Source organism: Micromonospora sp. NPDC048898, assembly GCF_043198035.1.
In the GTDB taxonomy this organism is placed as follows: Bacteria; Actinomycetota; Actinomycetes; order Mycobacteriales; family Micromonosporaceae; genus Micromonospora.
The window spans coordinates 629,921-656,272 of the sequence record NZ_JBICUF010000002.1 but is presented as its reverse complement, the minus strand read 5'-3'; the positions used below and the strand labels follow the sequence as shown (position 1 = coordinate 656,272).

At 71.5% G+C, this 26,352-nt stretch carries 27 protein-coding genes; 3 read left to right on the top strand and 24 right to left on the bottom strand.

Annotated features, from left to right (window positions below; genetic code table 11):
* Positions 1-26: 26 nt before the first annotated feature.
* The 5 genes from pheA to ACGFIQ_RS09745 all read right to left on the bottom strand — a co-directional run bounded on the left by pheA (position 27) and on the right by ACGFIQ_RS09745 (position 3,524).
* Positions 27-983, bottom strand: coding sequence for a prephenate dehydratase (gene pheA, locus ACGFIQ_RS09765; RefSeq protein WP_393241913.1), 957 nt, complete (start codon positions 981-983; stop codon positions 27-29).
* A 10-nt stretch (positions 984-993) separates the two neighbouring features.
* The gene (locus ACGFIQ_RS09760; RefSeq protein ID WP_393242192.1) at positions 994-1,506 is read right to left on the bottom strand and encodes a hypothetical protein; all 513 of its coding nucleotides are present in this window, start codon (positions 1,504-1,506) and stop codon (positions 994-996) included.
* A 198-nt stretch (positions 1,507-1,704) separates the two neighbouring features.
* Positions 1,705-2,094, bottom strand: a complete 390-nt coding sequence (locus ACGFIQ_RS09755) for an ACT domain-containing protein (RefSeq protein WP_393241910.1) — start codon at positions 2,092-2,094, stop codon at positions 1,705-1,707.
* A gap of 65 nt (positions 2,095-2,159) precedes the next feature.
* Positions 2,160-2,618, bottom strand: coding sequence for a hypothetical protein (locus ACGFIQ_RS09750; protein WP_357065932.1), 459 nt, complete (start codon positions 2,616-2,618; stop codon positions 2,160-2,162).
* 168 nt (positions 2,619-2,786) lie between these two features.
* The gene (locus tag ACGFIQ_RS09745; protein ID WP_357556567.1) at positions 2,787-3,524 is read right to left on the bottom strand and encodes a hypothetical protein; all 738 of its coding nucleotides are present in this window, start codon (positions 3,522-3,524) and stop codon (positions 2,787-2,789) included.
* Positions 3,525-3,687: 163 nt separating this feature from the next.
* Between ACGFIQ_RS09745 and ACGFIQ_RS09740 the strand changes: the two genes are divergently transcribed.
* A complete protein-coding gene (locus ACGFIQ_RS09740; protein ID WP_393241906.1) occupies positions 3,688-4,905 on the top strand; it encodes an arginine deiminase in 1,218 nt (405 codons plus the stop codon).
* A 130-nt stretch (positions 4,906-5,035) separates the two neighbouring features.
* Here ACGFIQ_RS09740 and ACGFIQ_RS09735 read toward each other — a convergent pair whose 3' ends face one another.
* From ACGFIQ_RS09735 to ACGFIQ_RS09670, 14 genes are all read right to left on the bottom strand, one after another.
* Positions 5,036-5,923, bottom strand: coding sequence for a DUF5926 family protein (locus ACGFIQ_RS09735; RefSeq protein WP_393241903.1), 888 nt, complete (start codon positions 5,921-5,923; stop codon positions 5,036-5,038).
* A gap of 131 nt (positions 5,924-6,054) precedes the next feature.
* Positions 6,055-6,474: an ATP-binding protein gene (locus ACGFIQ_RS09730; RefSeq protein WP_393242189.1), complete on the bottom strand. Its 420-nt coding sequence runs from the start codon at positions 6,472-6,474 to the stop codon at positions 6,055-6,057.
* A gap of 61 nt (positions 6,475-6,535) precedes the next feature.
* Complete coding sequence (locus tag ACGFIQ_RS09725; protein ID WP_393241900.1) at positions 6,536-7,990, bottom strand: ATP-binding protein; 1,455 nt, start codon at positions 7,988-7,990, stop codon at positions 6,536-6,538.
* Between the two features lie 45 nt (positions 7,991-8,035).
* Positions 8,036-8,824, bottom strand: a complete 789-nt coding sequence (locus ACGFIQ_RS09720) for a glycerophosphodiester phosphodiesterase family protein (RefSeq protein WP_357556571.1) — start codon at positions 8,822-8,824, stop codon at positions 8,036-8,038.
* 10 nt (positions 8,825-8,834) lie between these two features.
* Positions 8,835-9,170 (bottom strand): rhodanese-like domain-containing protein, encoded by a 336-nt coding sequence (locus ACGFIQ_RS09715; protein WP_357556572.1) that lies wholly within the window; start codon positions 9,168-9,170, stop codon positions 8,835-8,837.
* A 58-nt stretch (positions 9,171-9,228) separates the two neighbouring features.
* Positions 9,229-10,191 carry an LCP family protein gene (locus tag ACGFIQ_RS09710; protein ID WP_393241897.1) on the bottom strand — a complete coding sequence of 321 codons (963 nt, stop codon included), beginning with the start codon at positions 10,189-10,191 and terminating at the stop codon, positions 9,229-9,231.
* Between the two features lie 183 nt (positions 10,192-10,374).
* Positions 10,375-11,637 (bottom strand): LCP family protein, encoded by a 1,263-nt coding sequence (locus ACGFIQ_RS09705; protein WP_393241894.1) that lies wholly within the window; start codon positions 11,635-11,637, stop codon positions 10,375-10,377.
* A 175-nt stretch (positions 11,638-11,812) separates the two neighbouring features.
* Complete coding sequence (locus ACGFIQ_RS09700) at positions 11,813-13,039, bottom strand: LCP family protein (RefSeq protein WP_393241891.1); 1,227 nt, start codon at positions 13,037-13,039, stop codon at positions 11,813-11,815.
* Positions 13,040-13,104: 65 nt separating this feature from the next.
* Positions 13,105-14,082, bottom strand: a complete 978-nt coding sequence (locus ACGFIQ_RS09695; protein WP_393241888.1) for an NAD-dependent epimerase/dehydratase family protein — start codon at positions 14,080-14,082, stop codon at positions 13,105-13,107.
* A gap of 85 nt (positions 14,083-14,167) precedes the next feature.
* Entirely contained in the window at positions 14,168-15,859 is a 1,692-nt protein-coding gene (locus ACGFIQ_RS09690) for a cation acetate symporter (protein ID WP_393241885.1), read from the bottom strand.
* Complete coding sequence (locus tag ACGFIQ_RS09685) at positions 15,837-16,202, bottom strand: DUF485 domain-containing protein (RefSeq protein WP_393241883.1); 366 nt, start codon at positions 16,200-16,202, stop codon at positions 15,837-15,839. The genes ACGFIQ_RS09690 and ACGFIQ_RS09685 overlap by 23 nt, the downstream gene beginning before the upstream one ends.
* A 175-nt stretch (positions 16,203-16,377) precedes the next feature.
* Positions 16,378-16,944 (bottom strand): flavin reductase family protein, encoded by a 567-nt coding sequence (locus ACGFIQ_RS09680; protein WP_393242186.1) that lies wholly within the window; start codon positions 16,942-16,944, stop codon positions 16,378-16,380.
* Between the two features lie 181 nt (positions 16,945-17,125).
* On the bottom strand, positions 17,126-18,829 hold the full coding sequence (locus ACGFIQ_RS09675; protein ID WP_393241880.1) for an ABC transporter permease: 1,704 nt from the start codon (positions 18,827-18,829) through the stop codon (positions 17,126-17,128).
* Positions 18,814-19,578, bottom strand: coding sequence for an ABC transporter ATP-binding protein (locus tag ACGFIQ_RS09670; protein WP_393241877.1), 765 nt, complete (start codon positions 19,576-19,578; stop codon positions 18,814-18,816). The genes ACGFIQ_RS09675 and ACGFIQ_RS09670 overlap by 16 nt, the downstream gene beginning before the upstream one ends.
* A 114-nt stretch (positions 19,579-19,692) precedes the next feature.
* On the opposite strand from ACGFIQ_RS09670, the gene ACGFIQ_RS09665 reads away from it, so the two are divergent.
* Both ACGFIQ_RS09665 and ACGFIQ_RS09660 read left to right on the top strand, forming a co-directional pair.
* Positions 19,693-20,160 (top strand): hypothetical protein, encoded by a 468-nt coding sequence (locus ACGFIQ_RS09665; protein ID WP_393241874.1) that lies wholly within the window; start codon positions 19,693-19,695, stop codon positions 20,158-20,160.
* The gene (locus ACGFIQ_RS09660; RefSeq protein ID WP_393241871.1) at positions 20,157-20,510 is read left to right on the top strand and encodes a hypothetical protein; all 354 of its coding nucleotides are present in this window, start codon (positions 20,157-20,159) and stop codon (positions 20,508-20,510) included. Before ACGFIQ_RS09665 ends, ACGFIQ_RS09660 begins: the two co-directional genes overlap by 4 nt.
* Positions 20,511-20,537: 27 nt before the next feature.
* Here ACGFIQ_RS09660 and ACGFIQ_RS09655 read toward each other — a convergent pair whose 3' ends face one another.
* Genes ACGFIQ_RS09655 through ACGFIQ_RS09635 form a run of 5 tightly spaced genes read right to left on the bottom strand, consistent with a single transcriptional unit; the run spans position 20,538 to position 26,214 of the window.
* The gene (locus ACGFIQ_RS09655) at positions 20,538-22,178 is read right to left on the bottom strand and encodes a cation acetate symporter (protein WP_393241868.1); all 1,641 of its coding nucleotides are present in this window, start codon (positions 22,176-22,178) and stop codon (positions 20,538-20,540) included.
* 1 nt (position 22,179) lies between these two features.
* Positions 22,180-22,593, bottom strand: a complete 414-nt coding sequence (locus ACGFIQ_RS09650) for a hypothetical protein (RefSeq protein WP_393241866.1) — start codon at positions 22,591-22,593, stop codon at positions 22,180-22,182.
* A 44-nt stretch (positions 22,594-22,637) separates the two neighbouring features.
* Positions 22,638-24,467 (bottom strand): DUF4153 domain-containing protein, encoded by a 1,830-nt coding sequence (locus ACGFIQ_RS09645; RefSeq protein WP_393241863.1) that lies wholly within the window; start codon positions 24,465-24,467, stop codon positions 22,638-22,640.
* Complete coding sequence (locus tag ACGFIQ_RS09640; RefSeq protein WP_393241860.1) at positions 24,464-25,540, bottom strand: sensor histidine kinase; 1,077 nt, start codon at positions 25,538-25,540, stop codon at positions 24,464-24,466. Before ACGFIQ_RS09640 ends, ACGFIQ_RS09645 begins: the two co-directional genes overlap by 4 nt.
* Positions 25,537-26,214 (bottom strand): response regulator transcription factor, encoded by a 678-nt coding sequence (locus tag ACGFIQ_RS09635; protein WP_393241857.1) that lies wholly within the window; start codon positions 26,212-26,214, stop codon positions 25,537-25,539. Before ACGFIQ_RS09635 ends, ACGFIQ_RS09640 begins: the two co-directional genes overlap by 4 nt.
* Positions 26,215-26,352 lie beyond the last annotated feature (138 nt).

Here is a 26,352-nt window from a genome sequence, read left to right as displayed (position 1 = left end):
GAGCTGATGGGGGGCGCCCCGCCCGGTCAGGTCAACTCACCTGTGCGCAGTCGGGTCAGCCAGGCCGCCGCGTCGACGTAGTCGGCGTCGGAGAGGCCCGCCGGCGCGGGCACCGGCCGATCGCGCGCCGCCTCAACCCACCGGTGCCGGGGGTACGAGCCCAGGAAGCGGACCTCCGCGCAGACCCGGCGCAGCCCCTGCAACGCCTCACCCAGTCGTACGTCGGCGACGTGGCCGGTGCAGTCCAGGAAGAAGACGTACCGGCCCAGTGCCTCGCCGGTGGGACGGGACTCGATGCGCGTCAGGTTGACGCCGCGGACGGCAAGCTCCATCAGCACCGACAGCAGCGCGCCGACCCGGTCGTGCGCGATGTAGACCGCCAGCGAGGTGAGGTCGTCGTCGGTCGGCGGCGGAGGTGGCCCGGGGCGGGCCACCAGCGCGAACCGCGTCACCGCGTCCGGATGATCGGCGATCTTGTCGGCGAGTGTCACGAGTCGGTGGCGGGCCGCTCCGATCGGCGCGCAGATCGCGGCGTCGTACGCGCCGGTGCCGGCACCGGCCGCCGCCGCGCCGTTGGAGAGCACGTCGACCACCACGGCGTCGGGCAGATGGTCGCGTAGCCAGCCCCGGCACTGGGTGGACGCCTGCGGATGGGCCGCCACGGTGCGGATCGAGGTCAGCGGAGTGTCGGGTCGAGCGCCGAGCACGAACGCCACCGGCAGGACCACCTCTCGGGTGATCACCAACGGCTCGCCCTCGACCATCTCGTCGAGCGTGACGCCCACCGCGCCGCCGATCGAGTTTTCCAGCGGCACCAGCGCGGCGTCGGCGTCCCCGGTCCGGACGCTGTCCAGCGCCTCCCCGACGCTGCGGGCGGGCGTACGGGTGCCGCGCTCGGCGGCGGGAAGGGTGCGCAGGGCCTGCTCGGCGAAGGTGCCCTCCGGCCCGAGGTAGACGAAGCGTGTCGGCGGTGTTCCCGGCATGCCGGTCAGCCTACGCACTCGGCCGGCTGGCCGGAGCGGCGTCGCAGGCGAGGGCGCGGATCCCGGCTGGGCTGGTGGCGCGTACCTCGATGGTGCAGACGTCGGTGCCGGCGGTGACCAGGGTCGGTGCGGTGGCCTGGCCCCGGGTGACCACCTGGAGTTCCTCGTGCCCGGTCACCTGCAGGACTGTGTACTGCCACTCGGCGGCGCAGAGCGGCCCGGTGCGGACCTGGACCCGAACGTTGGCCGGGAGCACCCCGGCCCGGCCGCGCAGCAGTTGCACCACCCGCTCGCCGGTCGGCCCGTTCCGGCAGGGTGTGGCGACCAGCCCGGCGTCCGGGGTGGGCGTGACCGTGCCGAGTGGTGGTGCGGTGGCCGGCGGCGTGGTGGGTGCGGTGCTCGGGCCAGGTGTCGTCGGTGCCGCGGTGCGGGTTGGCGCGGCAGTCGGCTCCCGTAGCTCGGGTGGGGCGCCACAGCCGGCGAGCACCGCGACGGCGAGCACCGCGAGCGCGACCGGTCGAATCCGGGCGGTGGCCCGAGTGGGGACATGGTCGGATGCCCGGCTGCGTGTCGCCGGTGGGAGGTAGGCCGTCGCCCGCGGTGGGGGAGACGGGGGGTGGGACGGGGTGAACGGCACGGGCCGATCCTCGGGACATCGGAGAATTCGTCGCGGCCGGGGTGGCCGAGCCCATCGTAGGGTCAGCGGCCGGTCGGGTGAAGGTCAGCCGGTGACGCGGTGCCCGGCGCGCTGTAGCGCGGCGGTGCCCTCGGTCAGCCGGACGGCCGGCACCAGCAGGTAGTCGGTGTCGAAGGTGGAGAACGTGACCACACTGACCCGTGCCTCGGCGAGCGGATCGACGAGCGCGGCCAGGCTGCCGGTGCTGGCCATGTCGGCCGGGGCGGTGACCCGTAGACAGCGCCAGGCGGTCTCCATCACGGCCTGTACCGGAACCCGATCCGCTGGGCAGATCACCGAGATCCCGTCGGAGGTCCAGCTCACCGTCACCACGTCGGTGCCGCTCAGCCCGCTCGACAGCGCGTACGGCAGGGCGGTGCCGGCGGCCAACCGCCACACCGCGTACTCCCCTGGCAGCAGGGCGATATCGAGCATGGGGGCACCTTACGGCCTACTCGCGCGGGGCTGCGCCAGCAACGCCGTGTGCGGCTTGTCGCAGGTCAGACCTCGGAGAAGAAGGTGAGCGAACCGGCCACGGCACCGTCGGTGAGCACCGGGGTGGAGATCGCGTCGACTGTCGCGTCGGAGCTGTTCGCCGAGGCGGCCTGCACTCGGAGCAGCCCCCGGGCGAGTCGACCGGAGGTGAGCGCCAGCAGGGGCGGGATCTTGTCGATCTCGGCCTCGGTCAGCTCGCCCCGGTTGGCGGTGAAGTCGAGGAGGCGCAGCCCTCCGTCGAGCAGCGGTCGCCCGATCAGGACATCCGGCTCGCCCAGGCAGAGCAACTGGCAGCCGGCGGTGGAGATCGCCACCACCAGGGTGTCGGTGTCGATCAGCAAGCACGGTTCGTCGGCCCGGGAGACTGTCGAGGACCATTGGCCGACGTTGCCGGACTCCGGCTCTGTCGAGGCCCGCGCCGCCGGCACGAACGCTTCTGAGAGCGAAAGTTCGACGTGGGCCACCGCGCCTCCTATGTGCACCGATCGACTGTCCACGCTAGCGGGTCGCCGACGGAATCACCGAGCGCACCGGGTCACCGAGTCGCGCAGCGTGAACCGAGGCGACCGGTGACGGCGCGGAGACCGGTGGGTAGTCGGGGGGACCGGAGCCGCGTGGCGTCGACGGTGACGTTACCGGCGGTGGGCCGGCTTGTCAGCGGCCGTTCGGCCCTCGTCATACCACCGGTAGTCGGCAGTTGGACGGTACGTGCCGTTGAGCCAGGTGCTGGGATGCTGTGCGACCCGGGAGAGCTTCTCGGCCGTGGCGGGGCTGATCCGGCTGCCACCAGCCACGAGGAGCCGGTCCAGCTCTCGGTGGGTGGCCATCAGACAGTCCTTGGGGAGGCCGTAGACGCTGATCACACCGGAGCCGACGAAGGTCAGCACCGGCGTCACCGGGACGGGCAGCCCCACCGCGTCGGAGAGGGCCTTGCTGGCCCGCTTGGCGTCCCGGCGGGACTCGGCCACGTACGGTGGACGCTTGCCGTTGATCTGCACGACGTCACCGGCGACGAGGACCCTGGCCCGGCCGTGATCGGCGATGGTCACGGCGAAGAGACCGCTCGGCCCGATGGCGAGGAACCCGGCCCGTTCGTCCTGACCGCGATCGAGGACGTCTGTGACGTCGGTGCGCGGCCACTCGATGACGTGCCAGGCCGGCCCGAGGTGGTCGAGTTGGCCCAGTGCCCGTGCCCCGGCCGCCTCGAGGCGGCGCGCGCCCCGCTCGGCACGACGGCGGCGAGCCCATTCGAGCGGTGTCGGACGGACCGGTTCGAGAACCCCTGGCGACTCGACGCGGGGGTGTGGCACCGCGACGGGCGGCAGTGCCCGAGCGGACGGTACGGCTCGTCGTGCGGGAAAGACAGTCATCGCGACCTCCGGCAAAAGGTCCCTCGAAGTTATGTCCTCACTACCCTACGTTGCCACTACCGGTGTTCGGCAAGCCGGAGCGCCGGAGTGACTATGGATGAATGCCATATTCATCCACAGTTCTTTTCTCGGATGCCGCCAAACCCTGCCCTACGCTGCGGGAGTGACCCACTACGTCGACAGTGAAGTGGGCCGGCTCGGCAGCGTACTGCTGCACCGGCCCGGCCCCGAACTGGCCCGGCTCACGCCCCGCAACAACGACTCACTCCTGTTCGACGCGATCCCCTGGGTCGGACGCGCCCAGGAGGAGCACGACGCGTTCGCCACCGCCCTGCGCGATCGTGGGGTCGAGGTGCTCTACCTGGCGACCCTGCTGGCGGAGACGCTTGCCGTCGCGGACGCCCGTGCCGAGCTCACCGAGGAGGTGCTGCGCTCCCGGCGGCTCGGCGACACCCTGCGGGCCCGCGTCGCCGACCATCTCTCCTACCTCGACCCGGCCGCCCTGGCCGACGTGCTCACCGCCGGGCTGGCCCACGAGGAACTGCGGATCTCATCGGCGCGGCCGGGCGGGCTGGTCTACACGCTGATGGATCGACACGACTTCGTTATCGATCCGTTACCAAACCTGCTGTTCACCCGCGACTCGTCGCTGTGGATCGGCGATCGGGTCGGTGTGACGAGCCTGGCCATGCCGGCCCGCCGACGCGAGACCACACTGACCGACGCCATCTACCGCCACCACCCACGCTTCGCCGGCACCGAGTTCGTCTACCGCCCGAACCTGGAGCACCTGGAGGGCGGGGACGTGCTGCTGCTCGCGCCCGGGGTGCTGGCGGTCGGGGTGGGTGAGCGGACCACACCGGCCGGCGCGGAACGCCTCGCCCGGCAGGTCTTCGCCGCGGGGCTCGCCCACACCATCCTGGTGGTGCCGATCGCCCAGAAGCGCGCCACCATGCACCTCGACACGGTCTGCACGATGGTCGACGTGGACGCCGTGCTGATGTATCCCAACATCGCGAGCACACTGTCCGCGTACACCGTGATCGCCGGCGCGGATGGTGCGGACCCGCGGGTGGACGGGCCCGCGCCGTTCCTGCGGGCCGCCGCCGACGCGATGGACCTCGACCTGCTGCGGGTCATCGACACCGGGTTGGACCCGGTGACCGCGGAACGCGAGCAGTGGGACGACGGCAACAACACCCTCGCGTTGGCGCCCCGGCTCTGCGTCGGCTACGAGCGCAACACCGAGACCAACGCCCAACTGGAGCGCGCCGGCATCGAGGTGATCCCGATCGCCGGCTCCGAGTTGGGCTCCGGCCGTGGCGGGCCGCGCTGCATGTCCTGCCCGATCACCCGCGACCCGCTGCCCGTCGCCGGCTGAAACGCACGGCGTCCGGCCGCGCGGGACGACCGTGCCCGACCTGGCCGGGCGACCGCGCCCGGCGCTGGGCGGAAGACCGAGTCGGCGACCGTACCCGGCTGGGCGGGACGGCCGAGCTGGGCGACCGCGCTCAGCGCAGGGTGAGTTGGCGGCCGAGCAGCCCCTGGCGGGAGCGCCGGCCGGCGGCGTCGAGCGGGTCGGTGGCGGCGAGTGCCTCGGCGTACCGCTTGGCGAACTGCGCCACCGGCTCCTCCCACTCGGCCGCCGGAGTCTCCTCCGGCAGGTCCCAGACCGGCACCAGCCGACCGTGCGCGCGGAACATGCCGGCGAACTTGGTCTGCTCGCCGAGCGTCAGCGTGCCGGCGGCACCGAGGCGGGCCAGCGCGTCCAGGGCGGCGTCCTCGTCGTCCGGCAGCACCCAGCGCACGTGTGCCTTCTCCGGGACCTGGCACCAGTAGGCGGCCTTCGCCGCGGTCAGCCGCACGGTCGGGTAGATGGCCGCGTTCGCCCGCTCCAGCGACGCCTGGACGGTCGGATCGTCGGCAGCCCCGGGGTCGAGCCAGAACTCGAAGCCCTCGTGCAGGGCGACCTCAAGGGGGCCGTCCACGAGGATGTCCTGTAGGCGGGGGCCGGGGCCGGGCAGCGGCGGCACGGTCACCTGGCCTCCCGGCTCGGTGCGCAGTGCGCTGAGCAGCGCCTCGGCCAGATCCCGGGAGACGTCACCGGACTGCTGGTGGCGTTGGAGGCCGATGAGCACCCGGCCGTCCGGCTTGGTGATCGCCGGGGCGGCCATCGGCAGCACCGTGGCGAGCGTCGCCGGCCGGTCACCGAACTCCTCGACCAGGGCGGGTGCCAGCCGCAGCGGCGCGGAGGCGGCGGGCACCAACTCGCGTAGCGCGATCCACTCGACCTCGTCGGCCAGCCCGTCGAACGGGCGCGGCACGAAGACGTCGCGCACCTTCTCGCGGCGGGGGGCGGTGTCGGTGGTGGTGCGTTGGCTCTTTCGACGCTTGCTCACGGCGTCAAAGCCTAGAGCCCCCGCCGCCCGGCCGGAGCCCGGACCCACCCACCCCGTCCCATCGCTCCTTGATCATGGAGTTGTTGGCATCGCGCCCGCGTGTCGTGGCAACAACTCCATGATCAACGATGTCAGCCCGCCGGCACCAGGTTGGGGCGGGGCGCTGGGGTTGGGTCGAACTCCGCCCAGACCCGCTGGCCCATCCCGTCCCGTTCGACGCCCCAGCGGGTGGCCAGCCCGGCCACGATGTGCAGCCCTCGCCCGTCCGCCGCGTCCGTGCTGGCCGTCCGGAGCCGTGGCGCGGTGCTCGCGCCGCCGCCGTCGGTGACGCCGAGCTGGATCAGGGTGCCCTGGGCCGAGGGCCGCAACCGCCAGGCCACCCGGACCACCCCACCGGGCAGCGGCCGGGCGTGCCGCACCGCGTTGCCCACCAGCTCCGCGAGCACCGCGATCAGATCCGCGAGGAGCGTCGGAGCTACGACGTCCGCCAGCTCACCGGCGAGCCGGTGCCGGGCCAGCCGTGCCCCGGCCGGGTGGTGGGGAACCACCACGCACCACGCCCGATCCCTCGCTGCCGCTGCCACCGTTGCCTCCACGTCGCGCCACCCTCGGTCAACCGCGCGGTAGCCGCACCTCTGCGACCGTACCGCCGCCGGTCCTCGGACGTAGGGATACCCATCCATTCTGTTGTTCAACGATTCGGCGAACGAGATAGAGGCCGAGCCCCGCCCCCGGGTAGCCGCGCCGGTCGCCGGACTCGCCCTGCCAGAACCTGTCGAACGCCCGCTCCACGTGCTCCGGTCGGATGCCGATGCCCCGGTCGCTGACCCGGAACGCCACCAGTTGACCGTCTGGCGAGGCGGCGATCTCGATCGGGGAGTCCGGTGCGGAGTATTTGCCGGCGTTCGTCGTCAGCTCGGTCAGCACGGTGGCCAGGCTGGGTCGGTGGCCGAGCGCCTTGGGCAGGTCGGCCGGGAGGCGGAGCACCAGCCGGCGGCGCAACTCCGTCGGCAGGTCCAGGACTGCCGAGCGCAGCGCCTCACCGAGGTCGAACGGGGTGGGCGGATCGTCGCCCGGCCCGGCCTCGGCCGCCGAGCTGAGGAGACGGTCGACCAGCCGGGCCAGCTCGTTGGCGCGTTGCCCGATCACCCGGGCGGCCTGCCGCCGGTCGATGTCGGTCAGCGACTCCCAGTGGTCGGTGAGGGTGTCCGCGTACCCCTTGATCACGGTGACGGGGGTGCGCAGCTCGTGGCTGGTCACCGCGACGAACAGCTCCCGGTCGTGGTCGCGGCGCTGCTGGTCGGTGATGTCGCGGAAGGTGACCACCCGCAGCGAGCCCGGGCCGGGCAGCTCGCCGGAGGTGATCCGCAGCCAACGGCCGTCCGGCATCCGGTGGTCGCGGACCTGACCGGAGGGCGGCAACGGAAACGGCAGTGGACGGCTCAGGGCCTGCTCGACCGACCGGCCGGTGACCTGGGCGGCGGCCGGGTTCCAGAGGCGGACGTACCCGTCCCGGTCGACGACGGCGAGCCCGTCGGCGAGTGCCGCCACCACCGGGCCGTCACCGTGCACCGGCAGGCCGCTCTGGTCGCCGTACATGTGCGCGACACAGGACGCGAGGTAGGCGACGACCCCCTGCCGCTCGGCGTCCGGCTTGTCGTCGCCGGGATAGAGCGCGTGCAGGCTGCCGACGGTGTGGCCGCCGATCTCGGCCCGCGAGACCACCATCCAGCGCAGGTCACTGCCGGCCAGCTCGCCGGCCAACTTGCCGTTGAGGTGGCCCACCCGCACGTTGCGCACCCGTGGCCCGTTGAGCAGGCAGACAGTGTCCGGGTCGTCGGCCGCCAGCGGACGGCCGAGGGCCCATCCCGCCGTGCCGGTGGCGGCGATCACGCGACCGCCGGTCGGACCGAACTCGACGAACGCCATACCTGTTGCGCCGAGGGACGGCTGAGCCACCCGCAGCAGTTGGGTGAGGACCGGAAGGCCCGCCTCCCCAGAGTTGATCATCTCGATCACGACTGTGTGACCGGTGAGGAGAGCGGGGAAATCGATACGCTCCGGCATGTGCCGAGTCTGCCTCGCCGGCCTGGATTTGGCACCCCTGCCGGGTCAGCGGTCCAGTCGGGCGAGGGCGTAGCCCGGCCGGTCGGTGATGATCCCGTCCGCCCCGGCGGCCAGCACCAGATCGAGGTCGGTCGGCTCGTTGACCGTCCAGACGTACACCTGGTTGCCGGCCGTGCGAAGTGCGGGCAGCAGCTGCGGGCGGGCCCGGACCAGGCCGATGCCCGGCCCCGCGATGCGGGTGCCGAACGGCAGCCGCCCCAGCCGCGGCCAACGCGGCAACACCTCCAGCAACAGCACCGTGGGCAGCTTCGGCGCGAGTTCGTGCACGCGGCGGACCGCCAGCGGGGAGAACGACATGACGGTGACCTGCACCGGGTCGTCCGGCGCCGGGTCGGCAAGCCCGTACCGGCGCAGCAGGCTGACCAGTCGCCGTTCCACGTTGGAGCCGTAGCGGGAGGGATGCTTCGTCTCCACCAGCAGCCGGACCGGCCGGCCGGCGGCGAGGACCGCGTCCAGCAGTCGGGTCAGGGTCAGCAGCCGGGTGTGCGAGTCGTCCGGGGGTACGTCCCCGTCCGGTGCGCTGCCCGGGTGCCAGGAGCCGAAGTCCAGTGCCTCCAGTTCGGCGAGCGTCCGCGCGCTGACCAGACCGCGACCGTTGCTGGTGCGGTCCAGTCGCCGGTCGTGCACGCAGACCAGGTGCCCGTCCCGGGTCAGCCGGACGTCACACTCCAGGCCGTCGGCACCCTCGTCGAGGGCGCGCAGGTACGCGGCGAGGGTGTGCTCGGGAAGGTCGTACGAGGCGCCGCGGTGCGCGAAGACAAGTGGCCCACCCATCCCGGCCGCCTCAGATGACCTGGCCGGGCTGCCCGTTCGCGTCGACCACCGGACGGCCGACGGCGGCCCACTGGCGCATCCCGCCGTCGGCGTTGCGCACCTGCTCCCAGCCGTTGTTGACCAGGTAGGCGACGACCTGGGCGGAACGTCCGCCGGAGCGGCAGATGACCGCCACGTCCCGGTCGGTGGGCACCTCCGCGAGCCGGGCCGGCAGCTCCATCATCGGCAGGTGGTGGGCGGTGGGCGCATGGCCGGCCGCCCATTCGTCGGCCTCCCGCACATCCAGCAGGTAGGTCTCGTCGGCGATCTCGGTCACGGGCACGGTGGGAACCTGGGGTCCGAACACAGGAAGCAACACTAGATCCTCGTCGACCGGTTCGGCACCGACCTGGCCGTCGGGACCATCACAACCGGGTCACCCAGCGCGGGTTGGCCTGCGCCCACGACGGCATCTGCCGGCCGCGTACCGCCTCGAACAGCCCGTTGCCTCCGTTGTCCAGCACCACGTACGAGACCTCGTCGATGGTCTGTGGGGACGACGGCACCTGGACGCCGCGCATCCCGTCGGGCGGCAGCGCGCGCAGCGCGAGGAGCAGGTCCTCCAGGGGTACGCCGTTGGTGTCTACAGTCAACGAGCCGCCCACCGCCCGCAGCACCTGGTCCAACTTGACCGGGTTGCTCCGCAGATCTGCCCTGCCGGCGCTGTCCAGCATCGCCCGGAGCAACTGCTGCTGGTGGTGCTGCCGGTCGTAGTCGCCCCCGGGCAGGTCGTAGCGCTGCCGGACGTAGTCCAGGGCCTGCGCCCCGTCCATCTGTTGGCAGCCGACGGGGAAGACCCGGTTGGTGTGGATGGAGCGGACCTCGGTGTCCACGCACATCCGCACCCCGCCGAGCAGGTCGATGACCTTCCGGAAGCCGGAGAAGTCGATCAACGCGGCACCGTCGAACCGGATTCCGGTGAGCCGGTTGAGGGTGGCGGAGAGCAGCTGGGCGCCGGCCGGTCCGCCGCCGCCGTGCTCGTACGCCGCATTGATCTTGTCCGGTCCGCCGCCGAAGCCGTTCGCGGGCGGGATGGCGACAAGCAGGTCACGCGGCACGGAGACCAGGTACGCCTCCCGCTGGCCGGCCGGCACGTGCACGATGAGAATGGTGTCGGAGCGTTGGTCCGGTCCGCTGTCGCCGGGGCGACGGTCGGAGCCGACCAGGAGATAGTTGAGGGGCCCGTCCAGGTCGGTGCGTTTGGTGCGGGCGTCCGCGTCGAGCAACTGCTCCTTGGTGACCGTGCGGTCGTACCTGTTGCTCAGCGTCCTGAGGCCGACCACGGCGAGCCCGGCCAGCAGGACGAGGGCCAGGCCGATGCCGAGCATGATCCGTGACCCTCGGGCGCGGCGTGCTCGGCTGGGCGGAGCCGCTCCGGCTCGGCCCGCCACGTTCCGTCCCCACCTGGACGTGACCGCCTCCCCGCGACCGATACGTGAAACCCGCTCACGTCAGGTTACGGGCGGTGACGGGCTGGTCGCCGGCTTTCCGGGACTTCCGACCGGCACCGCTCACTTGCGGCTGGAGATCACCTCGGGGTGGGCGAAGACGAACTCGGCCAGCTTGTCCTGCTTGACCGCTCGGAACATTTCCTTCGTCTCGTCGTTCAACGCCTCGGTGCCGTTGCTGGTGCCGTTGAAGGTGCCGTTGTTGGTCTTCAGCATGGTCAGCTCGTTCGCGGTCACCCCGCGCATGGTGAAGATGAAGTTCTCGATCGACGCGCCGCCGGTGTCCAGCACGAACGCCTTGCCGGCCGCCTTGATCAGCTGCTGGAGCTTGGTCGGGTTGGTCAACATCCCGCCGTCGGTGGCCTTCTTGGCCATCGCCTTGATCAGCTGCTGCTGGTTCTGCTGCCTGTCGTAGTCGCCACCGGGCAGCCCGTAGCGCTGCCGGGAGTAGTCAAGTGCGGCCCAGCCCTCCATCTGCTGGCAGCCCTTCTTGTGCACCACCGGGGTGCGGGCCTTGCCGGTCTTCTTGGCGTCGGCGTTCCACATCGGCTTGCCGTCGACGAACGACATGTGCTTGGACCTGACCTCGTGGCTCACGCAGATCCGCACGGTGCCGAGGGTGTCGATGACGTTCTTGAAGCCGCCGAAGTTGATGATCGCCGCGCCGTCGAAGCTGACGCCGGTGAGTCCCTTGATCGTCTCGGCCATCAACTGGGCGCCGCCCTCCCAGCCGCCGCCGTTGCGGGCACCCACCTCGAAGGCCGCATTGATCTTCGCGCTGCCGCCGGACCAGCCGTTCTTCGGGCGGGCCGGGATCTGCACCTCGGTGTCCCGGGGGATGGAGATCAGGTACGCCTGGTCGTGCGTGGCCGGGATGTGCAGGATGATGATGCTGTCCGAGCGGACGTCGTCGGCGGCCCAGCGCTCCCGCGCGTCAACGCCGAGCAGCAGCATGTCGATCGGGCCGTCCAGACTGGCCCCGCCCTCGGCGTCGGACTTGCTGGCGTCACCGAGCAGGTTGCGTTGCGCGATGTCCCCGGTCGCCTGACCGATCAGCACCTTGCCGCCGACGATGCCCACGCCGCTGCTGAGCATCAGCACCGCCCCGAACACCACGGTCAGCCGGGCCCACAGCGGGTCCTTGCGCTTGGTCCGCTTCTTCGCCGACCCCCCGCCAACGACCCGACCACCGTTCCCGCCGCCGGGCGGGCGACCGCCCGGCCCGCCACGCGAGGGGCGCGCCTGGGCCGGTATGGATGCGGCGGCACGGCCGCTGGGCGCGGCGGACCCGGGGGACGAAGGGCGACGACTGGCCTGAACCGGCATGCGTGCTCCAGCTCGTGATCAGGAGGGGGCGGCACCACTCTACGTACATCAAATCGACTTGGCGAGTTCATCGCGGGTCAATTGGGTCGTCGATTTCCCATGGGGCGGATCGATCGCCGCGTCTCGATGAGCCGAACGGCGGGACCACCGTCGGCCCGGCGGCCGACCGGCACGGTCAGCCGCCGTTCTTGCCCTTCGGCGGGTTGGCCTTGACCCAGTCCGCCATGGTGTCCGCCGTCATGGCCTTGTACATGGCGAGCGCCTTCTCCCGGTCGGAGACCACCACCGACTCGCCGTTGATCGTGTCGCTGCCCGAGTTCGGGCTTGTCACGAAGGTGAGGTTCTGGCCGCGCAGGTTGCGGAACTGCAGCGCCATGTCGGTAACCGAGAAATCCTGGTCGACGGTCACGGCCGCGGTCACCGACTTGAGGAAGTTGTTGAGCTTCGCCGGATTCGCCAGCGTGCCGCTGCTCGCCGCCTTGTCCATCAGCGCCCGGAGGAACTCCTGCTGGTGCCGCATCCGGGCGAAGTCCCCGTCCGGGAACTGCTTGCGCTGCCGGATCCAGTCCAGCGCCTCGGCGCCGTCCATGTGGTTGGTGCCCTTGGTGAACGTCCGGTACGGCTTGTGGATCGAGGTGATGGTCCGCTCCACCTTCAGGTCCACCCCGCCGAGAGCGTCGGTGACCTCCTTGAAGCCGCCGAAGTCGATCGCCATCACGTGGTCGATCCGGACGTCGGTGAAGCACTCCACGGTGCGAACCGCCAGCGGCAGCCCGCCGAACGCGAACGCCGCGTTGATCTTCGCGCGCTGGCCGGAGGCGCAGTCCGCGCCGGCGCTCTCCGGAATCGGCACGTAGAGGTCGCGCGGGATGGAGACCAGGTACGCCTGCTGGTGGTCGGCCGGGATGTGCATCACGATGACCGTGTCGGCGCGCCACTGACTTTTGACGTCGACCGGCGCGTCCGGGTCCCGTGAGTCGCTGCCGACCAGCAGGATGTTCAGCGCGCCGTCAACGGTCTTGGCCGGCCGGCCACCGGTGATCTCCGCGAACGGGTCGGTGCGGGCCAGGTCACCGTTGAGGTTGCGGGCGTACAACCAGGCGCCCACGCTGCCGAGCAGCGCCAGCACCAGCACCGCGACCCCCGCCACGAGGGCGATCCGGCCCCAGCGCGGTCGCGGCCCACGTCGCCCCGACCCGCCGAGGCCACCCGGCCCGCCGGGCCCCCGTGGCCCCACCGGGCCGTCGGGCCTGGGCTGCTCCTCGTCGTACGGCGGGTAGAAGCGTGCCTCGGTTGGACGGGCACGCCCGGAGGCTGCCCGATCGGGGCCGGGCACCGACGCACGCCCGGAGCTGCGGTGCAGGTGCGGATGCGGGACGCCGGCAGACGAGGTCGCAGACATGTCACTCAGGGTACGTAGCGCGAGCCACTGCCGCCTTCAGCCGACACTCAGCGATCGCCGTCGCGTCACCCGAGGTGAGCCCGGAAGTACGCGATCGTGCGTCGCAGGCCGTCTTCGGGCGCCACCGTCGGCTCGTAGCCGAGCAGTTCGCGGGCCAGGGTGAGATCGGGCCGCCGCATCTCCGGGTCATCCGAGCTGCGAGTGACATAGGTCACCGTCGAGCTGCTGCCGGAGAGTGACACGATCAACTCGGCGAGTTGCCGCATGGACAGCTCGTGCTCGGTGCCGCAGTTGATCGGGCCCGTCTCGGTCGAGTCGAGCAGCAGCAGGATGCCCCGCACCAGATCTTCGACGAAGCAGATCGACCGGGTCTGGTTGCCGCTGCCGTGCACGGTGATCGGCTCGCCGCGCAGCGCCTGGGAGATGAAGGTGGGGATGGCCCGGCCGTCGTCCGGGCGCATCCGCGGGCCGTACGTGTTGAAGATCCGGACGATCGCCGCGTCGAGCCCCCGGTACCGGTGGTACGCCATGGTGGCCGCCTCGGAGAAGCGCTTCGCCTCGTCGTAGACGCTGCGCACCCCGATCGGGTTGACGTTGCCCCAGTAGGTCTCGCGCTGCGGGTGCTCCTTCGGGTCCCCGTACGCCTCGGAGGTGGAGGCCATCAGGAACCGGGCGCCGTCGGCGACCGCGCGCTCCAGCAGGTGCAGGGTGCCCACCGAGCCGACCCGGAGGATCTCCACCGGCAGGTGGGCGAAGTCGGTGGGGCTCGCCGGTGAGGCCATGTGCAGGATGGCGTCGAACCGCTCGGCCAGTGCCGGGTGGTTGGTCGGCAGGCCGTCGGAGATGTCCGCTTCGACGAGCGTGAACGTTGGCCGCTCCAGCAGGTGGGCGATGTTTTCCTTGGAGCCGGTCACGAAGTTGTCCAGCGCCACCACCGCGCAACCGCGGGCGATCAGCACATCCACCAGGTGTGACGGGACGAAGCCTGCTCCGCCGGTGACGAGAACGCGGTGACCGGAACCGAAGCGCTCAGCAACCTTCATGCTGGTCAGCCTACCGATCCCCGATAACGGCGAGAGGCCCCCCGCGGACGCGTGGCGTCAGCAGGGGGCCCGGTGCCTGGATCAATCAGTGGGCGCCAGCGCCGGTGAGGGCGCGCACCTCCAGCTCCGCGTACTTCTCCTCGTCGTGCTCCTTGGAGATGACCGTGCCGATCCACCCGCACAGGAAACCGAACGGGATGGAGAGGATGCCCGGGTTGGACAGCGGGAACCACTGCCAGTCGTAGTCCGGGAACATCGAGGTCGCCGCGCCGGAGACCACTGGCGAGAAGAACACCAGCAGCACGGCCGAGAGCAGACCACCGTAGATCGCCCACACCGCGCCGGAGGTGTTGAACCGCCGCCAGAACAGGCTGTAGAGGATCGCCGGCAGGTTGCCCGAGGCGGCGACCGCGAAGGCCAGCGCCACCAGGAACGCCACGTTGAGGTTCTGCGCGAAGATCGACAGCAGGATGGAGATCGCGCCGATCACCAGGGCGGAGATCCGGGCGACCCGGACCTCCTGGCGCTCCGACGCCTCGCCCTTCTTCATGACGTTCGCGTAGAAGTCGTGCGCGAGGCTGGACGAGGAGGCCAGGGTCAACCCGGCCACCACCGCCAGGATGGTGGCGAAGGCGACCGCCGCGATGATCGCCAACATGGCCGCACCACCCAGGTCGCCGCCGAAGAAGTCCATACCCAACGCCTCGGCCAACTGCGGTGCGGCGGTGTTGCCGGCCTTGTCCTGATCGGTGATCGCCTTGCTGCCGACCAGTGCTGCCGCACCGAAGCCGAGGGCCAGGGTGAGCAGGTAGAAGGTGCCGATGATGCCGATCGCCCAGAGCACGCTCTTACGGGCCGCCTTGGCGGTCGGCACCGTGTAGAAGCGGATCAGGATGTGCGGCAGACCGGCGGTGCCGAGCACCAGGGCGATGCCGAGCGAGAGCAGGTCCATCTTGTTGTAGAACGTCTGCGTGGCGTTTCCGGCGACCTCCACGCCGTACCGCAGGCCCGGTTCCAGGAGGGCCTCGCCCTTTCCGGATTTGGCGGCGGCGGCGCCGAGCAGCTCCGACAGGTTGAAGTTGTACTTCGCCAGCACCAGCACGGTCATCAGCAGTGCGCCGCTCATCAGCAGGAACGCCTTGACGATCTGCACGTACGTGGTGCCCTTCATGCCACCCACGGTCACGTAGACGATCATCAGGGCGCCGACCATGATGATGGTCGCCACCTTGGCGGTCGCCGCGTCCATGCCGAGGAAGGTCGTACCCGGCCTGATGCCGAGCAGCAGCGCGACGAGCGCACCGGCGCCCACCATCTGCGCCAACAGGTAGAAGATCGACACCGTGATGGTGGAGACCGCCGCCGCCGTACGCACCGGACGCTGCCGCATCCGGAAGGCCAGCACGTCGGCCATCGTGTACCGGCCCGAGTTACGCAGCAGCTCCGCGACCAGCAGCAGGGCCACCAGCCAGGCGACCAGGAAGCCGATCGAGTAGAGGAAGCCGTCGTAGCCGTACAGCGCGATGATGCCGGCGATGCCGAGGAACGAGGCGGCCGACATGTAGTCGCCGCCGATCGCCATGCCGTTCTGGAAGCCGGAGAAGGACCGGCCGCCCGCGTAGAAGTCGGTAGCCGTCTTGGTCTGCCGGCTGGCCCAGATGGTGATGGCCAGGGTCACCGCCACGAAGACCAGGAAGAGCGTGATGGTCAGGTTGCGGGCGGTGTGGTTGCCCGCCTCAGCCGCGAGGAACGTCTCAACCGCGTGAACCGTCTTCACGGGTCACCTCCCCGATCTCGGCGCGGATCCGGTCCGCGATGGGGTCGATCTTCCGGTCGGCGTACCGGGCGTAGAGCCAGGCGATCAGGAACGTCGAGACGAACTGGAGCAGGCCGAAGACCAGTGCGACGTTGATGTTGCTGCCGAACAGCTTCGTGCCCATGAAGTCCCGGGCGTACGCGGAGAGAATGACGTAGAGCGCATACCACAGGAAGAAAGCGACGGTCATCGGGAAGACGAAGCCGCGCAGCGCACGCCGCAGCCCGGCGAATTCGTCCGACCGTTGTACGGCCAGGTACTTGTCCGACTGGGAAGCGGCCGGAGCGGGTGTGTCCGTGGACATCTGTGGATCACCACCTTCACAGGCGTCAGAGGAGTTTCGCGCACGGTAGAGAGCGCACTCCCCGACAGGGAAGGCTGAGATCGACGGCGGTAGACGAGTGCGCCGAGCGGTTGGTTGCCTGCGCCAAGTGACTCAGGTCACCCCGGTGACCGGTCGGTCCGGTCGAGCCGCCCGTTCAGGCCGGCAACTCGTGGTACCGACCGCGGAAGTGCAGCAGCGGAGACGTCTCCTCGGTCAGCTCGACCGTCTCGATGGTGGCCTCCACCAGCAGGCCCCAGCCGCACTCGCGGGCGCTGTCCAGCCGGCATCCGACCCAGCCGCCGGCATCCCCGGGCACCGGCCCGTGCGAAGTGTCGACCCACTCGCCGGTGGCGAAGAGCCCGCCCGGGGCGGGAAAGAGGCCGGCGAACCGGTCCGCGAGTTGCCGGTGCGGCGGGCCGAGCAGCGTGACCGCGAACCGGTTCGCCTCCTCCACTGCCGCCCAGAGGTCGGACTCCGGGTCGATCAGCCCGAGCAGCCGGTCCGGCTCCCCCTCGGCGACAAGCGTGGACGACACCGTCAGCCCGGCCGGGCCCGGGGCCGTCCAGAGTGTCACAGGCGTGGCGAGCCGACCGCGCAGCCGGCGTACCGGCGACCGCTGCCCCCTCGGCACCGCGAACGGGTCGGTGTGATGGATCTCGGCACCCGGCTCATGATTCACGTGAAACATTGTGCCGCCCCGACCCCGCCAGGCCGGGCGCATCGGCAGCGGTTCGCTGGCCGGGGGACGATGCACGAACAACCGTGATGACTCAGAGGCATATTTATGACACGGAGGCTTACCGCTCGTGGCGATGCGAGAGTCCCGGGCGGCACCCATCACCGGTGGTCGCCGTTCGCGGCTTCGTCGCCGACACCGCCCAGGCCCTCGGCCGGCGCGTCGGCTAACGGCGTGGCGTGACCAGGGCCAGCAGCTCCGGCTGACGCCGGTCCAGCACGTCGCCGGCCAGGTACGCGCCCAGCAGCGCCGCGCCCACCCCGTACGCCGCGCCCACCGGCAGGGCCAGCCACAGCCAGGCGTCGCCGAGTAGTGCCGCAGCCGCCACTATCGGCACCGCCGCGACCACCGAGGCGAGCATGGCCACCACGGTGAGCAGCCCCTTCGCCACGCCGGCACCGCTGTTCATCGCGAACGGGTTGCTCGTCTCCGGCAGCGAGTACGCCCCGAACACCGAGATCAGGCTGTTCACCGCCAGCCCGGCACCGTAGGTGGCGACCAGGCTGCCGATGGTGAGCCCGATCCACTCCGGTCGGCCGAGCACTACCGACAGCACCACCGCGACGAACCCCAGCAGCGGCAGCACGTACAGCGAGAAGGCCACCATGCGGGCGTGCAGCTCCACCCGGCCGGGCACGCCGGCCACCACGTTCGCCGCGTACGCGCTGCCGTCGAAGCCGAACTGGTTGGCCAGGGTGACGGCGGCGAGCACACCCACGAGGAGCATGGAGATGGTGACCACGAACGGTGAGCTGTCGGCGACAGCCGCGGTCAGCCCCGCTTCGCCCTCGAACGCGAAGTCCCCGCCCGTCACGTTGATGAACACGGGCACGAAGATGCCGACCACCGCGATGGTGACCAGGTTGGCCCGGCGGCGGGCGTCCCGCCACCAGTAGCGGGCCTCCCTGGCGACCAGCGCACCGAACCGGCCCCGCCGCGCCCAGCCGACGAACCTGGGAAACAGTTGCTCGACCGCGCCGCCGGTGGCGGCGCTCCGCACCGGCGTCTTGCCGGCGCTCACCGCACCCACCATCGCCGACTCCAGCGACCGGGACCACCAGAGCAGCAGGGCACCGATCGCCACCACCGTGATCAGCAACTTGACCGGTGCGGCCCAGACCCGGCCCTGGGCCACGTCGATGCCCATCGTCCACGGCGCGCCGAACGGCGTCCAGCCGATCACGGTCGCCACGCCGGCCAGTCGGTCCCAGTTCGCCTCCCGCAGGGCGGCGAGGCCGACGACCTGCAACGGGCCGAGCATGGCGGCGGTCACCGCCAGCAGCACGGCCGCCAGGTCACGGACCCGACGCGACCGCAACATGGTGGCGAACGCGCTGGTCACCGCCCGGCTGGCGGCCACGCAGAGCAGCAGCCCGGCGAGCACGCCGACGAGGGCGACCAACCCCGCCGACCAACCGCCCAGGGACAGCGCGGTGAGCACCAGCCCGAACGACGCGATGAGCACCGCCACCACCGGCACACTGATCAGGGCCGCGACGAACAGGCCGGTCACCAACGTCCGGCGGGGCAGTGGCAGCAGCGCGAACCGGGCCGGGTCCAGGGTTTCGTCCACCCCGAAGAAGACAAGCGGCAGGAGGAGCCAACCGAGCACCAGCAGGCCGCCGCCCGCCGCCGCGACGAGCACCGCGTACGTGCCGTCGTCGGCCAGGCCGGGCGCGGCGAAGAGGAAGAAGCCGCCGACGGCGAACCAGAGCCCGACCACCGCACCACCGATGAACAGGGCGACCCGCCAGCCCTGGCCCCGGAAGCTGTTGCCCATCACCCGCAGCTTGAGCCGCGCGAAGTGTCGAGCGGAGACCGCACGCACCGGCACGGCGGGTGCGGTGTCCGCGATCACCGGGAGAGCCACGACAGCTCCTCGCCGGTCGCGGTGCGCCCGCCCACCACCTCGACGAAGACCTCCTCCAACGAGCGGTCGCCGCGCACGTCGCCGATCGTGCCGACCCGCTTGATGGTGCCGCCGGCCAGGATGGCCACGTGCGAGCAGAGCCGCTCGACGACCTCCATCACGTGACTGGAGAAGATCACCGTGCCGCCACCTGTCGCGTAACGGGTGAGGATGTCCCGGATCAGCGCGGCGGAGACCGGGTCGACCGCCTCGAACGGCTCGTCCAGCACCAACACCCGAGGACCGTGCAGCAGCGCACAGGCCAGGCCGATCTTCTTCTTCATGCCCGCCGAGTAGTCCACCACCAGCGTTCGGCCGGCATCGCCGAGCGCCAACACGTCGAGCAACTCCGCGGCCCGCTGGTCGACCACCGCCGGGTCCATCCCCCGCAACAACCCGTTGTACGCCAGCAGCTCGGCCCCGGTCAGCCGGTCGAACAGGCGGACACCGTCGGGCATCACGCCGAGCAGCCGCTTTGCGGTCACCGGATCCTGCCAGACGTCGTGCCCGAGCACCCACGCCGAGCCGGCGTCCGGCCGCAACAGCCCGACCGCCATCGACAGGGTGGTGGTCTTGCCGGCGCCGTTCGGGCCGAGCAGACCGTAGAACGAGCCGGCCGGGACGTCCAGGTCGACGCCGGCCACCGCGATCGTGCCGTCGAAGCGTTTGGCCAGGCCACGCAGTGCGAGCGCGGGGTGCTCAACAGTCATGCGCCGACGTTATCCGTCGATCGCCACTTCCGCCCTCCGGCGCCAGACGGACGCGCGATCATCCGGTAGTCGCATCCGCCGCGAATCGTCGACTACTGAAGTAGTGTTGATGTCATGTCCATGCCATCGGAGTCCGTGCCGTTCTCGGAGTTGCTACGCCAACCCGTCGAAACGGCGGAGCGGCTCTCTCGTGCTCGCGCGGTGCGGCTGCGCCGCCGTGACGCGCCTGATCTGGTGCTGATGTCTGCCGACCGGGCGGCGGCCGAGGGCGAGGTGGTGGACCTGACGGCCCGGCTGCTGGCCAGCGTCGTACACCGGGATCCGACCCTGGTCCGCGAGGCGCTGCCGACCGTGCTGCCCTGGGTGCGGTTCCTGCCGCCGGACGACGTCGAGCAGATGGCCAGCGAGTTCGTCGCCACGGTGGAGGCGGCGGCCGCGGTGGGCAACACCGCGGCGGTGTCGCAGCTGCTCACCGAGTGGCGGCATACCGCCGAGATCCACGCCGATCCCGACCTGCATCGAGTCCTGGCAGCGCCGAGCTCCGACGACTTCGGGCCGGTGGCGCGCCCGAGCGGCGAGTGAGCGCCAAGCGCGGCGACCGGGCTGCGCCGCCACCCCGCCCTGGCGGCTACATCCTGCGATTCGCCACCAACGATGCGGCCAAGGGCTGGGAGGACCTGTGCCGCCAGGCCGCAGCCAACACGCGGGCCGCATTCGACGCCATCGAATCCAACCCCTGCCCCTCTCCACCGACGAGCCGGCAGCACCCCCTCAAAGGCACTCTCGCCACCGCTGCGCACAACGGCAAGACGCTGCCGCAGTGGCAGTACGAGGTCACCGCGGGCGGGCGTATCTGGTATCTCCCCGATCACGACACCCGCACCTGCTGGGTCAAGCACGCCGGCACGGGCCACCCGAGGGCGACCGACTGATCAGGACCGGCGCTCAGTCGCGACCAGCTAGAGGCGGACGGTCTCGGGGGTGTGCAGGCGGAGCATGGTGGCCGCGATGTCGGCCGGGGCCCGACGCCGGGTCGCCATCGACACCACGACCATCACGGTGAACGCCAGCGGCACCGTCCAGGCGGCCGGCTGCGTGGTGAGCGTGGCCGGCCAGCCGGTCAACGGCGGCCCGAGCACGGTGACCAACACCGCCCCGATCGCCGCGCCGCCGCCAACCACCACACCGGCGGCGGCGCCCACGTCGGTCAACCCACGCCACCAGATGCCGAGCACCAGCAGCGGGCAGAAACTCGACGCCGCGACCGCGAAGGCCAGCCCGACCACCTGCGACACGTCGAGTCCGGAGACGTGCAGCGCCAGCAGCGTCGGCACCGCTCCGGCGAGCACCGTGGCCAGCCGGAAGCCGCGTACCGAGCCCTGGCCGAGCACATCCGTCGAGATCACTCCGGCGACGCTTGTCAGCAGCCCGGACGAGGTGGAGAGGAACGCCGCGAACGCGCCCGCCGAGACCAGCGCGGCGAGCAGCCGCCCCACTGTCCCGTCGCCGAGTACCGCACCGGGCAGCAACACCACCACCGCGTCGGTCTGCCCGCTGACCAGCAGTTGCGGCGTGTAGATCCGGCCGAGCACCCCGTAGAGGGTGGGCAGCAGATAGAAGACGCCGACGAGGGCCAGCACGACCAGGGTGGTCCGGCGTGCCGCCGCGCCGTCCGGGTTGGTGTAGAAACGCACCAGCACGTGCGGCAGCCCCATGGTGCCCAGGAACGTGGCCAGGATCAGCGAGTACGTGGCGAACAGCCCCCGGTCGTCGTTGCCCGCGGCGCTGGGCAGCAGCCAGTCGCTGGCGCCGGTGGCCACCCCGGAGACGTCCGGCACCGGGTCACCGGCGGCGAAGGTCAACTCGTCGCCGGGGCGTACCTCCCGGATGTCACCGGCGGGCAGGGTGAGGGTCGCGCGGTGCTCGACCACGACGGTGGTCGCGGTCCGGAACGTCGGCCCGTCGGGCGGCGTCACCGCCGGGCGGCCGTCGGCCTGCCACTGCAACGCCAGGAAGATCACCGGTACGGCGAGCGCGGTCAGCTTGAGCCAGTACTGGAACGCCTGCACGAAGGTGATGGCCCGCATCCCGCCCAGCGCCACGTTGGCGGTGACCACGGCGGCCACCAGCAGGGCACCGACCGGGTACGGGGCGCCGGCGACCGTGGCCAGGGTGAGCCCGGCGCCCTGGAGTTGCGGCACCAGGTACAGCCAACCGATGAAGATCACGAACGCGGTGGCCAGGATGCGCAGCCGGCGGGACCCCAGTCGCAGCTCGCAGAAGTCGGGCAACGTGAACGCGCCCGAGCGGCGCAGCGGCGCGGCCACGAACAGCAGCAGAGCCAGGTAACCGGCGGCGAAACCGACCGGATACCAGAGCACGTCCACGCCGTACTTGAGGACCAGACCGGCGATGCCGAGGAAGCTCGCCGCCGACAGGTACTCCCCGCCGATGGCTGCGGCGTTCCACGTCGGGCTGATCGCCCGGGACGCCACCAGGAAGTCGGACGTGGTCCGCGCCAACCGCAGCCCGTAGAAGCCGATCCCGACGGTGACCAGGGTGACCGCGACGATGGCCGGGACCACGAAGTCGTTGCCCACCTCAGTGCTCCGGCCGCTGCACCAGATCGGTGAAGTCCTGCTCGTTGCGCTCGGCCAACCGCACGTACGCCCAGCCCACCCCGATCAGGAACGGGAACGAGGCCACCCCGAGCAGCAACCACGGCAGGTTGACACCGACGACTGTGGTCCGGCCGAGCGAGGGTGCGATGGCGAACAGCCACGGCAACCCACCCAACCCGATGGCCACCACCAGGGAGAGCCGCAACGCCAGCGCGAGCTGGGCCCGGACCAGGCCGCGGACCAGCGCCTCGCCGACCTGGGTCTGCTGGGCCAGCTCGGCGCGGGTCCGCTCGGCGCGGGTGTCCTGCCGGCTGATCTCGGCCAGCACGATCCGGGCCCGCCGGGGCGGCGGTACCGCACCGCCCGACCCCACGTCAGGGAGTTGCTTGGCCACCCCGGCAGTCTTGCCCGCCGCGCGCGATTGTCAAGCGGTGGCCCTCACCAGCGTCGCGTACCGGGGCAGTCGGTCACATTGGTGACTGTCGGGATCGTGGCGAGGTCCTGTCGTGCCCTCTCCCGGCCGAGGTTCGCTCCCCACAGGCCATCGCTGGGCAGCTCGGCGGCGATCTCCCCCAGTGCGCAGGTGCGCATCGGCTCGGGCAGTCGAGCCAGGGCCGGTACGGCGTCCGCCGACAACCCGGACAGGTAGCTGACGTCCAACCGACCGGTCTCCAGGTACCTGTCGACGTTGCGGTCGGCGATCAGCCGGTCCGGGTTGACCAGCGCCAACCCGAGCAGCGCCAGCACCGCCGTGCCGACCACCAGCCGGGGCAGCCAGGCGGCCCGCAACCGCACCACCGCCACCCCGACCAGGACGAAGAGCAGCCCGAGCCAGAGTTCGACTGTCGTCACGAAGAGCCGGAGCCGGGTCGCGCCGTACGCGTCGGCGTAGACCTGCATCCGGTAGAGCGCGGAGGCGACGACCACCAGGCTGAGCGCGGCGAGCGTGCCGAGCAGTACGCGAACCAGCAGCCGGTCCGCTCGGGTGGCCTTCGGTGCCCGACGGGCGGCGATCGCGATCACCAGCAGGGTGAGCGCGGTGACGGCGAGCAACTGCCAGAAGCCGCCCCGGGCGTACTGGGCGTAGGTGAGCCCGGCCGTCCGCAGCACGTGCCCCGCGCCGCCGAAGAACACCGTGAGCTGGACCAGCACGAACGCGGCGAACAGGGTGTCGAGCAACACCAGCGGCAGGGTCCACTCCAACCGGTGGGCCGGTCGGGCCGGGCCCGGCCGCAGGCCCTCCAGGTCGGGCGGACGGCTGACCAGGTACGCGGCACCGAGCAGACCACCACCGATCAGCCCCAGACGCACCAGCCAGCCAACGACACCGGCCGCCGAGATGTCGGGCAGGAGACCCGTGACCAGATCGGCGAAGACCGCGTCGGCGGAGGAGAAGAGCAGACCGAACAGCAGCAACAGGCCGGCGGAGATCGCCAAGCTGGTCAGGATGCGGCCGACCCCGATCCCCGCCCCGGCCGGGCGGGTGTCGCGCAGTCCGCGTACCGCCCAGGGGAGCGCCCGTACCGTCGCGGCCGGCGGCAGCGTCGCGGCGACGAGCATCCCGAGCGGGCTTCGCCCGCCGGTCACCGCGAGTGTCCCGGTCACCGCCGCCGCGACCAGGCAGAGCGCGAAGAGCCAACCGGCCGCGCGGACCGTGCCGACGGCGACCAACGCGATCGTCGCGACGGCCCAGGCGACCTGTGCCGCCCGTCCCGGTGCCCCCGTGGCACCGGGACGGTCAGCCGCCCCCGCGGTAGGCGGTGCGGTCGCGGTCGCGGCCGACGTGCCGCCCGCTGGCGGCGTGGTGGCGGCGGTCGGCGCACCCGGCGCTGTCGGCGCTGCTGGTGCACCTGGCGCATCTGGCGCGGTGGCGGTCGGGGTCGCCGGCCCGCCCGGTGCGGCGCTGGGCACGACCGGCGCGGTGACGCCCGCTGGCGGGGACGACGTCCGGGAACGGGCGATGCTGGCGGTGACCAGGGCGGCGGTGCCGGCCAGTGTGGCCACCAGCCAGCCCAGGCCGGGACGAACCATCGTGAGCGTGGCGGCGCCGACGACCGCCGCCATCGCCACCGCCGCCAGGACCAGCGGACGGGCGGAGCCGGACGGCCCCGGCCAGCGCCGCTCGATCAGTGACGGTGGCCGTGGCCGGGCCGGCGCGATCGGCCACGGTTGGGGCTGACCGACGGCCGGGCCCGGCCTGACCGGCGGAAAGACCTGCGGTGCGGTCGGTCCGCCGGCCGGAAGCGGGGTGGAACCAGGGCTGGTCATGCGACCTCTTTCCGGTGTGACCCGTCGCTCGGGATGGTGACCTGGATGCGGCAGCCGGGCCGATCGACCCGGTGCGGTGGTGTGACGGGGTCGAGGACGGCGATCCGACCGCCGTGCAGTTCGACGACCCAGCGGGCGATCGCCAGGCCGAGGCCGGTCCCGCCGCCGGCGGAACGGTCGCCTCGGGTGAACCGTTCGAAGACCCGGGACCGCTCGCTCGGCGAGATGCCCTGGCCCTCGTCGCTGACCTCGAAGCGGAGCTGGCCGGCGTGTTCCTCGGCGCTCAGTCGCACCGTGCCGCCGGGCGGGCTGTGCCGTGCCGCGTTGTCGAGCAGGTTCGCGAAGACCTGGTGCAGCCGCCACGGGTCGGCGTAGACGGTCAGCGGATCCGGCAGTTCGCGGAGCTGGAAGCGCACATCCAGTGCGGCGCCGACCGCGGTGGCGGTGGCATGCTCCACGGCCTCGTCGAGGAAGTCGTTCACGTCGATCTGTACCCGGCGCAGTGGCACCACCCCGGCGTCCAGGCGGGACAGGTCGAGCAGGTCGGCGACGAGGTGCCCGAGCCGTTCGGTCTGGGACAGCGCCGAGCGCAGCGCGGCCGGTTCGGGATCGGCCACCCCGTCGACCATGTTCTCCAGCACGCCCTGCAGGGCGGTGATCGGCGTACGCAACTCGTGTGAGACGTTGGCGATCAGCTCACGTCGACGCTGGTCGGCGGCGTGCAGATCCTCGGCCATCTTGTTGAACGCCTGAGCCAGTTCGCCGACCTCGTCGCGGGACGTGGCGCGTACCCGTCGGGTGTAGTCGCCCCGGGCCATCGCGCCGGCAGCCGCCGTCATCTCCCGCAGCGGCGAGGTCATCCCGTGGGCGAGCACCTGCGAGGTGACAAGCGCGATGCCGATGCTGGTGATCGCCGTGCCGGGCGGGAGCCACCCGACGCCGTACCAGAAGTAGCCGATGGCCACGGCCCAGGAGGCGACAAGCAGGACGCCGAGCTTCATCTTGATCGAGCGGACCGGGTCCAGTGGACGGGGTAACACCCGGTCCAGCCAGCCCAACAGCCGACCGGTCACGCGGGCACCTCCAGGGCGTACCCGACGCCGTGGACGGTCCGGATCAGGTCGGCGCCGAGCTTGCGGCGCAGCGCCTTGATGTGGCTGTCCACCGTGCGGGTGCCACTCCCGTCGACCCATCCCCACACGTCGGCGAGCAGCCGTTCCCGGGGAAGCACCGTGCGGGGCCGCCCGGCGAGGTGGACCAGCAGGTCGAACTCCGTCGGCGTGAGGTGCACGTCCGCGCCGGCCCGGCGGACCCGCCGCTCGGCCTCGTTGATCTCGATGTCGCCGAGGTGGATCGCGGGCGGCGCCGGGGCGGCGGCCCGCTCCACCCGCCGCAGCAGGACGTGCACCCGGGCGGCCAGCTCCCGCATCGAGAAGGGCTTGGTGAGGTAGTCGTCCGCGCCGACCGCGAGCCCCACCAGCAGGTCGGTCTCGTCGTCCCGGGCGGTGAGCATCAGCACCGGCACCGGCCGGTCGGCCTGGATCCGGCGGCACACCTCCAGGCCGTCGAAGCCGGGCAACATCACGTCGAGTACGACGAGATCCGGCTGGCCGGTGCGGAACTGCGCGACGGCGCTGGGCCCGTCCGCCGCGACCTGCACCGTGAAACCCTCGGCGCGCAGTCGGGCGGCGATGGACTCGGCGATGGTCCGTTCGTCCTCGACGACCAGTATCCGGCGTTCCTTCATGGGTCCCGACTGTAGGGAGCCGCCGTGGAGATCAGTGGGTCACGTTGTGAATAACCTGTGGAGAACCGTTCACGCCTGTGGATAACTCCGCCCCCATGCCGGCTGGCATGGGTGAACTCCCGAGGCTCGTTGTGGACG

Coding starts and splice junctions, on each gene's coding strand:
- pheA (WP_393241913.1), bottom strand. CDS start 983: ATGCCGGGAACACCGCCGACACGCTTCGTCTACCTCGGGCCGGAGGGC.
- ACGFIQ_RS09755 (WP_393241910.1), bottom strand. CDS start 2,094: ATGCTCGATATCGCCCTGCTGCCAGGGGAGTACGCGGTGTGGCGGTTG.
- ACGFIQ_RS09745 (WP_357556567.1), bottom strand. CDS start 3,524: ATGACTGTCTTTCCCGCACGACGAGCCGTACCGTCCGCTCGGGCACTG.
- ACGFIQ_RS09725 (WP_393241900.1), bottom strand. CDS start 7,990: ATGCCGGAGCGTATCGATTTCCCCGCTCTCCTCACCGGTCACACAGTC.
- ACGFIQ_RS09720 (WP_357556571.1), bottom strand. CDS start 8,824: ATGGGTGGGCCACTTGTCTTCGCGCACCGCGGCGCCTCGTACGACCTT.
- ACGFIQ_RS09710 (WP_393241897.1), bottom strand. CDS start 10,191: ATGCTCGGCATCGGCCTGGCCCTCGTCCTGCTGGCCGGGCTCGCCGTG.
- ACGFIQ_RS09705 (WP_393241894.1), bottom strand. CDS start 11,637: ATGCCGGTTCAGGCCAGTCGTCGCCCTTCGTCCCCCGGGTCCGCCGCG.
- ACGFIQ_RS09700 (WP_393241891.1), bottom strand. CDS start 13,039: ATGTCTGCGACCTCGTCTGCCGGCGTCCCGCATCCGCACCTGCACCGC.
- ACGFIQ_RS09695 (WP_393241888.1), bottom strand. CDS start 14,082: ATGAAGGTTGCTGAGCGCTTCGGTTCCGGTCACCGCGTTCTCGTCACC.
- ACGFIQ_RS09685 (WP_393241883.1), bottom strand. CDS start 16,202: ATGTCCACGGACACACCCGCTCCGGCCGCTTCCCAGTCGGACAAGTAC.
- ACGFIQ_RS09680 (WP_393242186.1), bottom strand. CDS start 16,944: ATGCGCCCGGCCTGGCGGGGTCGGGGCGGCACAATGTTTCACGTGAAT.
- ACGFIQ_RS09670 (WP_393241877.1), bottom strand. CDS start 19,578: ATGACTGTTGAGCACCCCGCGCTCGCACTGCGTGGCCTGGCCAAACGC.
- ACGFIQ_RS09665 (WP_393241874.1), top strand. CDS start 19,693: ATGTCCATGCCATCGGAGTCCGTGCCGTTCTCGGAGTTGCTACGCCAA.
- ACGFIQ_RS09645 (WP_393241863.1), bottom strand. CDS start 24,467: ATGACCAGCCCTGGTTCCACCCCGCTTCCGGCCGGCGGACCGACCGCA.
- ACGFIQ_RS09635 (WP_393241857.1), bottom strand. CDS start 26,214: ATGAAGGAACGCCGGATACTGGTCGTCGAGGACGAACGGACCATCGCC.